10 protein-coding genes are annotated in these 9128 nt (G+C 45.7%); 6 read left to right on the top strand and 4 right to left on the bottom strand.

Annotation, left to right across the window (positions count from 1 at the left end; all coding sequences use genetic code 11):
- The first annotated feature begins 558 nt into the window (after positions 1-558).
- Complete coding sequence (locus K6Y31_RS21560; protein ID WP_233055099.1) at positions 559-873, top strand: hypothetical protein; 315 nt, start codon at positions 559-561, stop codon at positions 871-873.
- A gap of 164 nt (positions 874-1037) precedes the next feature.
- Here K6Y31_RS21560 and hutZ read toward each other — a convergent pair whose 3' ends face one another.
- The gene (hutZ, locus tag K6Y31_RS21555) at positions 1038-1589 is read right to left on the bottom strand and encodes a heme utilization protein HutZ (protein WP_233055098.1); all 552 of its coding nucleotides are present in this window, start codon (positions 1587-1589) and stop codon (positions 1038-1040) included.
- Entirely contained in the window at positions 1586-2113 is a 528-nt protein-coding gene (gene hutX, locus K6Y31_RS21550) for a heme utilization cystosolic carrier protein HutX (protein ID WP_233055097.1), read from the bottom strand. Before hutX ends, hutZ begins: the two co-directional genes overlap by 4 nt.
- A 121-nt stretch (positions 2114-2234) precedes the next feature.
- Between hutX and K6Y31_RS21545 the strand changes: the two genes are divergently transcribed.
- The 4 genes from K6Y31_RS21545 (at position 2235) to K6Y31_RS21530 (ending at position 5478) form a co-directional block, all read left to right on the top strand.
- The gene (locus tag K6Y31_RS21545; protein WP_233055096.1) at positions 2235-3101 is read left to right on the top strand and encodes a heme/hemin ABC transporter substrate-binding protein; all 867 of its coding nucleotides are present in this window, start codon (positions 2235-2237) and stop codon (positions 3099-3101) included.
- Positions 3102-3103: 2 nt separating this feature from the next.
- Positions 3104-4132, top strand: coding sequence for a FecCD family ABC transporter permease (locus K6Y31_RS21540; protein ID WP_233055095.1), 1029 nt, complete (start codon positions 3104-3106; stop codon positions 4130-4132).
- Positions 4132-4980, top strand: a complete 849-nt coding sequence (locus K6Y31_RS21535) for a heme ABC transporter ATP-binding protein (protein WP_233055094.1) — start codon at positions 4132-4134, stop codon at positions 4978-4980. The genes K6Y31_RS21540 and K6Y31_RS21535 overlap by 1 nt, the downstream gene beginning before the upstream one ends.
- A gap of 84 nt (positions 4981-5064) precedes the next feature.
- Entirely contained in the window at positions 5065-5478 is a 414-nt protein-coding gene (locus K6Y31_RS21530) for a response regulator (protein WP_233055093.1), read from the top strand.
- On the opposite strand, the gene K6Y31_RS21525 is transcribed toward K6Y31_RS21530, so the two are convergent.
- The gene (locus K6Y31_RS21525; protein ID WP_233055092.1) at positions 5479-7077 is read right to left on the bottom strand and encodes a nicotinate phosphoribosyltransferase; all 1599 of its coding nucleotides are present in this window, start codon (positions 7075-7077) and stop codon (positions 5479-5481) included.
- A 23-nt stretch (positions 7078-7100) separates the two neighbouring features.
- Positions 7101-7940 carry a ribose-phosphate diphosphokinase gene (gene prs / locus K6Y31_RS21520; RefSeq protein WP_233055090.1) on the bottom strand — a complete coding sequence of 280 codons (840 nt, stop codon included), beginning with the start codon at positions 7938-7940 and terminating at the stop codon, positions 7101-7103.
- A gap of 295 nt (positions 7941-8235) precedes the next feature.
- Here prs and K6Y31_RS21515 point away from each other — a divergent pair, with 295 nt between their 5' ends.
- Complete coding sequence (locus K6Y31_RS21515) at positions 8236-8964, top strand: NUDIX hydrolase (protein ID WP_233055089.1); 729 nt, start codon at positions 8236-8238, stop codon at positions 8962-8964.
- Positions 8965-9128 lie beyond the last annotated feature (164 nt).

Below are 9128 nucleotides of genomic sequence, written 5' to 3'. Positions count from 1 at the left end.
TACATTACCGGTTATTTCAATCGGTACAGGCCTCACCAGTTTAACAAGGGGTTATCGCCACAAAAGGCTGAAGCAGAATACTTCAAAACTTATAACGAGGTGGCCAGTTTTAGTTGACCACTACACTTTAACCCACTGTATTATTCTGAATAATATCAGAGTAATCACATCATCAAGGCTAGCGTTTGCCTATAATTACCATCAATTAATATTAATTTATGAGTAAGTTGCTGTGATAAAAAAATCATGTCCTAGCTGCCAAACAAGTATCTCCTTAGCTTGGTTTATAGGCGCCTCATCAAGTGATCAATATCAATGCTTATCTTGCAGTAAAACCATCGGGTTTGGTAAAGCAGCAACCGCAGTCTCTTTACTCATCGCAGCTGCTCAAGTCATCGCCACCCTGTACATTTGGCATCTTTACGACCATTCTTATCCTGTACTCCTCGAACATCAGATGAGTGGGTTTCAAATCAATCTACTCTTTGTGTTTAGCCTTGTGGGATTATTTATAAGTGCTAGATTACTGAGGCTTCTGTTTGTGTCTTTGGAGTCTCAGTGAAAACTAAACATGTGTTTTTGATTTCATTTAGCCTTCCGGTTTTATATAGTTTTTCTTGGCATGTTGCTCGATATCTTAATTGGAATTTGAGTACGGACTTCAATATCCCTAGTTTCTTTTTTCTTATTTTGGCAATGCCTTGGACGTTACTTGCCATTGAAGCTGGCGAGTTTGCGAAAAGCATTTTTGGTATTGGCGCCAGAAATGTTGTGACTATATTTATGGCTGGGTTAGGTTTTGCATTAAACGTAACTTTCGTAAAAATATGTGTTTATTGGTTAATAAATAAATACCGTGGATTAAACACATAACGCACAAAACACACCCAAAGCAAGGCAATGCTCGAATCGAGAACCATGTGTGATGCTTTCTGATACGAATATCCGCCGCATAAATGCGGCGGTTAAGTATGGCATTAAGCCGAGAAAGATGTATTCACGGCGTTTCGTATAAGCACTCATACTTAGGAGCTACACTACACCACCTCTGCCTTAGCAATCGGCTTGTGCCCTTCGGTTAAATGAATAAAATCAACTAAGTCATCGCCAGATACTTGGAATGCTTGACCAAAACCTTTGACAAATAATCCTTGCTGCGGCGTCAGTTGGAATAACACAAAATCTTCTAAACCACTTAACCCTGTGACTATCTCGCCAAAGCGATCGGTGAGTAGGTCAATGGCTTGTTGCCACTCTGGTGTATCGCGCGCCACGGCGTTAACGCTGGCGTCAAATGTTAGGCGCTTGCGGGCGAAGATGCTTTTGGCTTGCGCTTCATCCTCAATCATCATTAATGACACACTGGGCTGCACCAATAAGTTACGGGCGTGCCGCGCAATTTTACTGATCAAAATGTAATACGCTTTGTTATGCACAATAAAAGGCGCATAACTGACATTCGGCTGACCTTGCTCATCCACCGTGGCCAATTGCAAGGTTTGGCATTGCTGGCGGAATTCGGCAATGTCGGGTCCCAAGCGGCCTTGTAATCGCTGTTGCTTTTCGTGGTTAATCTCTGCTTGGTTCATACTTCTTCTACCTGTGACTGCTTGAGTTGAATAAATTTTTCGACTTGTTCAGGGATTAACTGACGCTTGGCATCGCGGCCTAAATACACTTTAAAAATTCCCTCTCCGGCGGCGGTGAAAAAGCCGATAAAGTAACTCTCTTTGCCGTTAAATGGCTTACTGACTAAGGCGATGTGCGCCACGTTTTCCAATTGTAAATGGCCGTGTAGTTGGCCTTCTTTGCCCATAAGGTTGTAGTAACCGTGCCCCGATTTCCCCTTTGGGAAGCTGGCTTTCACTTCAAAAATTGAACCTTGGCTATGCACTATGGTGGTCACAGGGCCCCAATCGATCAGCTGTTGCAAAATGACTTCAGCTTCCGAGCCAGCAATAGCGGTGACCATAGCTTTGGGCAGGGCGAGTACGACTTCGCCCTCAGTTAAGTTGAGTTGATCGGCAATGCCGGCAGGATGTAAGCCTGGCTGCTCAACCAGTATTGTTGCCACTTGTTTGGCAACTTGGAGCTTAGAAATATCTTGGTACACAATGAACCTCTTAAACGAATATCTAGCGCAGTTTTAGCGCTAGCTTCAAACCAAGTAAGCTGGAATACCGATAAATTTATCGCAAATGATAATTGATATCAATTGCATTTAGGAATAATATTTGCCGAAATCATCGCACGAGGACGTAATGATGCGCGCAATATCCCTACTTTTAATCAGTTTAGTCTTTTCTTCGACGGTACTCGCCAATAACAAAATAGTGAGTGCCGGCGCCACAATCACCGAAATAATTTATGCCTTGGGAGCTCAGCAGCAGTTAGTGGGCACCGATGTCACCAGTAGTAAATGGCATAACGGCACCCTGCCCGATGTGGGCTATCACCGCGCGCTTACCGTTGAGGGTCTGCTGTCATTAACACCCGATTTGTTGATAGCAAGCAAGGAGGCTGGGCCCGACACCACCCTGCAATTGTTACAACAAGCGGGCGTCAATGTACGCATCGTCAGTAGTGGCAATCGCGTTGCAGATTTAAAACAGCGGATTAATGAAATAGCACAGCAAACAGGCCGAATGGAGCAAGCCAGCAACTTAAACGATAAAGTGGATGCCCTTGCCAACCAATTACAGCAACAAACACCCGCTAAAGCGCAGCAACAAAAGGCGATATTTTTACTGCTACGCGAAGGCAGTCCAGCCAGTTTAGCTGGCAAAGAAACGCCAGCAGACGCCATTATTAATTTAATGGGGGCAACCAATCCTGCCGCGGCCACCATTAGCTCGTATAAACCAGCCTCAGCTGAAGCCTTATTGGCCATGGCGCCTGATGTGATTTTGGTGAGCCATCGTACGCTTAAAGCCTTAGGCAGTGTCGAGGCACTATTAGCGGCGCATCCAATGTTAGCCGCCACGCCTGCTGGGCAAGCCAGGCGGGTATTTAGTATTGCAGGCACCAGCTTAATTGGTGAGCTGGGTATTAGCAGCTTACATGAAGCCTTACGTTTAAATAATCGGATTTACGGTAACTAATCATGCTGATTGTGCGCTATCAAACTCGTCATATCTTTGTACCAACGGGATTGCTATTACTCGCAGCAGCGATCGGTTCTATTTTTATCGGGCCACTGCCGATCTCGATTCAGCAAGCCATTAAAGCACTACTTAACCAAGAGGTTGCACCTCATGTCAGCTTGGTGATGCAACAAGTGCGGGTGCCACGCATGTTATTGTGTTTGGCCATCGGTGCTATTTTAGCCTTGAGTGGCACTGTGATGCAGGGGCTGTTTCGTAATCCCCTCGCCGATCCGGGCATTATTGGCGTGTCGGGCGGTGCGGCGTTAGGAGCCGCGTTAGCCATTGTTATTTTTGCGCCACTGGCAGAATTTTATCCTCTGTTACTGACTCTTGGCACCGTACCGGTATTTGCTTTTTTCGGCGGCAGTTTAGTCACTTTTTTAGTTTATCAATTAGGCTCTAATCAACATGGTACCTCGGTGGCCATTATGTTGTTGGCAGGCGTAGCGATCAGCGCCTTAGCGGGCGCGGCATTAGGCTTGTTAAATTACTATGCCGATGAACAAGCGCTGCGCGATCTCGCTCTATGGTCAATGGGCTCAATGGCTGGCGCCACTTGGCCCAATATCGCTTTGGCTTGGGCCACATTAACCACATTGTTCGTTTGTTTTCGTCAAGATGCCAACAAGCTCAATGCTTTTCTATTAGGTGAGCCAGAAGCCCGCCACATGGGCATTCAAGTAGAAGTATTAAAACGTCGATTGATTCTGTTGTGCGCTGCGGGCGTGGGGATCAGCGTTTCGCTATGTGGCATGATTGGCTTTGTTGGTTTAATCATTCCCCACCTTGGCCGCATGTTAGTTGGCCCTAACCACACCTTATTATTACCGCTATCGGCTTTACTTGGCGGCTTGCTGCTGTTAATTGCCGACACAGTATCACGAGTCATTGTTGCGCCAGCCGAGTTGCCAGTGGGCATCATCACGGCACTAGCGGGCGCACCTTTCTTTATTGCGTTATTGTTTCAGCAACGAGGCAAAATTTAATGCTTAAATTATCAGCCAAAACGCCTCATCTGGCACACCATTTTAACGATATTCACATTCCCCAAGCAGCACCATTACAGGTCAGCCACTTGACCTATCAAGTGCAACAGCAAACTTTAGTGGATGATATTAGCTTTGCCCTTAAGCGCGGTGAATGCTGTGTGGTACTGGGCCCCAATGGCGCGGGTAAAAGTAGCCTGCTTAAGTTGATTAGTGGTGAAATTGGCCAGGCGGGCCACAATATTCGTTTGTTTGGCCAACCGCGCGACATTTGGCCAGATGGCTTACTGGCGCAGCATTTGGCGATTTTACCGCAACACAGCCAATTGAGTTTTGCTTTTAGTGCCTTTGAAGTGGCGCAATTGGGCGGATTATCCTTACCTGTTAGCCAGCATAAAATTCGCCGTATCGCCGAGCAAAATATGCGTGCCACTGATGTTTTACACTTAGCTCAGCGCGCCTACCCTAGCTTGTCAGGCGGTGAAAAGCAGCGCGTTCACTTGGCTCGGGTGCTTACCCAGCTAAGCTGTGCTAATAATCATGGCTTGCTCATTCTCGATGAACCAACCTCGGCACTAGATTTAGCCCAGCAACATAAGGTGCTGCAGCTCTGTAGACAATTATGCCAACAAGGTATCACTGTACTAATGGTGTTACACGACCTTAACTTAGCAGCGCAATATGCTGACCGTATTTTGCTATTAAAATCAGGCCAATTACTTGTTGATGGTGCACCTAAACAAGCGCTTACTGCTGAAAACATTGAACATGTTTATCAATATCCGGTCAAGGTGATGAGTCATCCAGAGTTAGAACACCCTATTATCATGAGTAAAAGTCATCACTGAGTCATCTTTATACTAAACTCTAAAATGTTTGATTGCTGACTATGACAGACAAAACAATGGTGAAGGCTCAGAAGGGACACTTAAATGAAAATTTTGGTTGTTGAAGACACCATTTGCTTACGCCACATTATGCTCCATATGTTGCGAGAGCTTGGTCATACGGATTTAGAAGAAGCCGCCGATGGTACTCACGCCTTGCATTTATTAGCTAAACATCAGTTTGACTTGGTGATCACTGATTACAATATGCCAAAAATAGATGGGATTCAGCTGCTTAAGCATATTCGAGCCAAAGAGCTTACCGCCGATTTACCGGTACTCATTGTTACCAGTGACGCCGATAAATCGCATCTAACCCAAGCGATTCAAGCCAAGGCATCTGGCTTTTTGGCCAAGCCATTTAGCCTTGCCATCCTGAAAAAGCAGATGGATAAAATAATACAAAAACGCAATCAATCGGCGGCCAACAAAACCACCCGATTCATTGCGTTGGACTAACTAAATTTGGCTATTAATCAAAGCTCTGATTTCAGCTAAGGTAGTAGTGCGAACTAACTGACCATCTTCAAACACGGTTTGCAGTAAACCTTGCTGCTCTTCTGCTTCAGTAACATTATCGATCACCACTAGCTCACCATTAACCCGCTCGACTTTAAGCAGTCCCTTGGCTGATTTTTTCTTAGTATCGGTTTTTGGATCTTTAAAAATCGCCATGCGCTCGCCGTTTTTCACTACACTGGTGGCCTTCACAGCACTGCCATGAGTGTCACGCGTCACGTATTGATAGCTATAAGAGCCAATACCGAGTACGACTTTTGATGCAAAACCTTTATCCATTAAACGCTGTAATATTTGGCGCTGGCGCTCAAGGGTAATGGCATCGCCGTAAATAGCACCAATGTGCGGATCCAGTAATTTAAAACCTTTGTCGGTTACCGTGCCGCCAAAAGTGTCCCATAAACATTCAATCAGCCCCTTCACTTCACAAGGCATAAGCTCGGTTGGCGCATGGTCTTGATCTGCCACCTCATAAATCCGATCATCAAAACTAAAGGCTTCGGCATCGGCCTTACGCGCTTTTAAGTTAGCTGCGGCTAAGGTTAACTCTGCCGAACTAAATGGCGTAGCGTGAACTTGGTAACCGGTTAAAATTTTCACTGGGTCGCCAGAATCAGGGCGGATTACTAAAGTACCATCACGTGCCATAATCTCTTGTTTTAACTGTGGTAAATAGTCGGTTACTAAGGTCCAAAAGTCCCAAGTATCGCTCACTACTGATAAAATGCCGGTTGGCGCTTGCTGCTGCATCAAGTAACGGAAAAACTCAATTTCTCCTTCCATTAACCAACTGCAGGTTACGCTGTGCTCGGTTGCATCAACTGAGCAGCCCACCAGCTCTTGGTCAACATTGGCGCCGTAATATTTTTCTGCAAACAATACTGCGGTGATGGTGTCGGTGCCCACCAAGCCAGACGCTAAGTGACCAAAGCCACTCATGGCAGCTGCTGCCTTACCAAACATGCCGCGAAACGAAAAATCGTGACCCTGAAACGGCACAAAACTCATGTCTAGACCGGTTTTTTCAGCAAACTCTTTAAACACTTTGATATAAGCCGTTGCCGTGGTGGCGCTGGTTTGAATCGGCCAGTTTTCACAGCTCAATACGGTTTCAATCATATTGGTTAGCCACTGAAACCCATCCTTAGTATTCACTATAGTGATCGGCGGTACGAGGTAAGGCACTAGCGTGCCTTCTGGCAAGGCTTTAATGCGTAACGGTAAGTAGCCAAGATCGTGCAGCTTTTCTAGGTAGGTTACGTCTACGCTGTAACCTAACATCGCCGATAAGATACGTTTGTGTTGCGCCACGGCAACGGCCCTATCCATTTTGAAAAAGTCATTCCACTCTTCAATAAGGTACGACATGATGAAATATTGCAGACCAACAAAGGCTACTTTGTCGTTATCTGCCACATTACTTAACTTGCCCGAGCGAGAGGTAAAATTAGCATATACCTCAGATACTTCTGGGTGGTAAGCACGGCCGTGAAACTCTTTGTACACGTCTTTTTGCATGGTTGCTGCTGAAATAGTCATAGGTTCTTCCTTCTTAATGGGGTTTACGCGATGTGTAATTCGATTGCACCGCTTAGCTCAGGTGCCGGAAAAGATTCGCTGGTGTAAATAGCATCAATCAGGCCATCAAACACAGCTAGACCATTGGCAAAAATGCCATGAGTGACAAACAAGCTGACACGCTTCGCACCTTGCTGCTTTAATACTTTCGCCAACTCAATAAAGGTGCGGCCACCGTCGCAGATGTCATCGGTAATCAAAACATCTTTATTTGTAATGTCGCCAAAAATAGCGGTGTGAGTAATTTCACCAGTTGCCACATCGCGCACCTTTTCCGCTTGTACCACGGCGATACCACCACCAAAGTATTTCGCTAGGTTGTGTACTTTTTTCGCTGCGCCAGCATCGGGAGCAATCAGGGTTAGTTCGCCCGCTTTCAGCTGATCAACTAAACCTTGATGACGCGCCAGTAGCACGGCTTGTGGCAGATTAACCACGTTATTGATCAGCGCAGGAGTCACATCGCTGTGGGCATCCCAAATGGTGACTTTTTGAAAATTAAGTGCGTTGATTAGCTTTGCCATCACCGCCACGCCTAAAGCTTCCCCTTCATTACAGACGCGGTCTTGGCGTGCGTAAGGAAAATACGGCGCGACCAGCTCAAGGGCAACTTGATTGCCATATTGGCGCTGCAGCGCATCAACGGTAACGGCTAATTGCATAAACGCAGCCGAGTTGTTTAAGCGAGTGGTAATTTCAATGTGTGATACCTGCTCAACCACATTGGTAATGCGTACATGCTCTTCACCACCATTGAAAGTAAAACTATCGAACTGCAGTTCCGTTGCTTGCTGCTGACCTATTTGAAACGCCTTAATGTGCATTTTTGACTTCCTTTTACTTTAAGTGTCCCTAAGACTCTTAACTTGGTTTTAAATATAGTCCCAGAGACCATAATGTGTCAACAACAATTATTGTCTCTAAGACTTTAATTAATATTGGCGAGGTGCAGCTGTTAACACGCATGTAACAAAAATGGGGTTGATAATGGCTGAATTGAATCTCAATTTATAGTCAATCAAGCAGAGACTTGTACCTAGCTCACTGCAAAGCTGGGGGACTGGATTTATTTCAATGCTGCGGTATTATATTGTCTCTGAGACTAATAAGAGCCAGCCTATGAGCCAGCAAACCGAACAAGCCTATTTAGCCAGTTACAACATTAAAGATTACGACACCTGTTTGACCACGGTGGATAGCGTGTTATTCACCGTATTGAACGGTGAGCTATATACTTTATTGGTACGCCGTGCCAATCACCCTTATTTGGCTTACTGGGGCCTACCCGGCGGCTTTATTGATGTGCAACGCGATGTGGATTTGACCGCTTGTGCTAATCGCCATTTAGCCGAAAAAACGGGCATTATTCCGCCCTACTTAGAGCAAGTATGCTCAACCGGCAGCAAAACACGTGACCCCCGAGGTTGGTCAACCACAGTAACTTATTACGCACTAATGGCCCACATCCAATGCACCACAGATATCGACTCGGTAGATGATGTGCAATGGCTACCTGCCACCCAGGCGCTACAGATGGAACTGGCTTTTGACCATAAACAAATGATTGAGCAAGCACTGGAGCGACTCAAGCAAAAAGCATTATATTCATTAGTGCCTGTTTATGCCCTGCCCGAAACCTTCACTCTCAGCGAACTACAACAACTGCATGAAGTGATTTTAGGAAAGTCGATTCAAAGTAAATCGTTTCGCCGCCGTATTGAGTTAGCTAATGTGTTAGAGGAAACAGGTGAGCTGAGCACACAGAAAGGAAAAGGCAAGCGCCCAGCTTTGTACCGAGTTAAAACCGGTGCGGCTGATTATCGTTTTATGCGCAACTTAGAGCATTAGCTTAAGGGATCACCTATCCAGTACGTGCAGCCAATCCTGTGGGAGATGTATGGACTCCTCCCCACGCGGGAGATGCGGTATAAATAAAGTGACGAAAAATTACTTTACCAAGGGAGTCCATACATGAAGAAATCTAACTTATTCGCCATCGACATTGCAAAGAA

The organism is Motilimonas cestriensis (assembly GCF_021295315.1).
In the GTDB taxonomy this organism is placed as follows: domain Bacteria; phylum Pseudomonadota; class Gammaproteobacteria; order Enterobacterales; family CBDFNC01; genus Motilimonas; species Motilimonas cestriensis.
This window is presented reverse-complemented; position numbering and strand designations above follow the sequence as displayed.

Bases quoted from the DNA above. Each gene is read 5' to 3' on its own strand.
- hutZ (WP_233055098.1), bottom strand. From the start codon at position 1,589: ATGAACCAAGCAGAGATTAACCACGAAAAGCAACAGCGATTACAAGGC.
- K6Y31_RS21540 (WP_233055095.1), top strand. From the start codon at position 3,104: ATGCTGATTGTGCGCTATCAAACTCGTCATATCTTTGTACCAACGGGA.
- K6Y31_RS21535 (WP_233055094.1), top strand. From the start codon at position 4,132: ATGCTTAAATTATCAGCCAAAACGCCTCATCTGGCACACCATTTTAAC.
- K6Y31_RS21530 (WP_233055093.1), top strand. From the start codon at position 5,065: ATGAAAATTTTGGTTGTTGAAGACACCATTTGCTTACGCCACATTATG.
- K6Y31_RS21525 (WP_233055092.1), bottom strand. From the start codon at position 7,077: ATGACTATTTCAGCAGCAACCATGCAAAAAGACGTGTACAAAGAGTTT.
- prs (WP_233055090.1), bottom strand. From the start codon at position 7,940: ATGCACATTAAGGCGTTTCAAATAGGTCAGCAGCAAGCAACGGAACTG.
- K6Y31_RS21515 (WP_233055089.1), top strand. From the start codon at position 8,236: ATGAGCCAGCAAACCGAACAAGCCTATTTAGCCAGTTACAACATTAAA.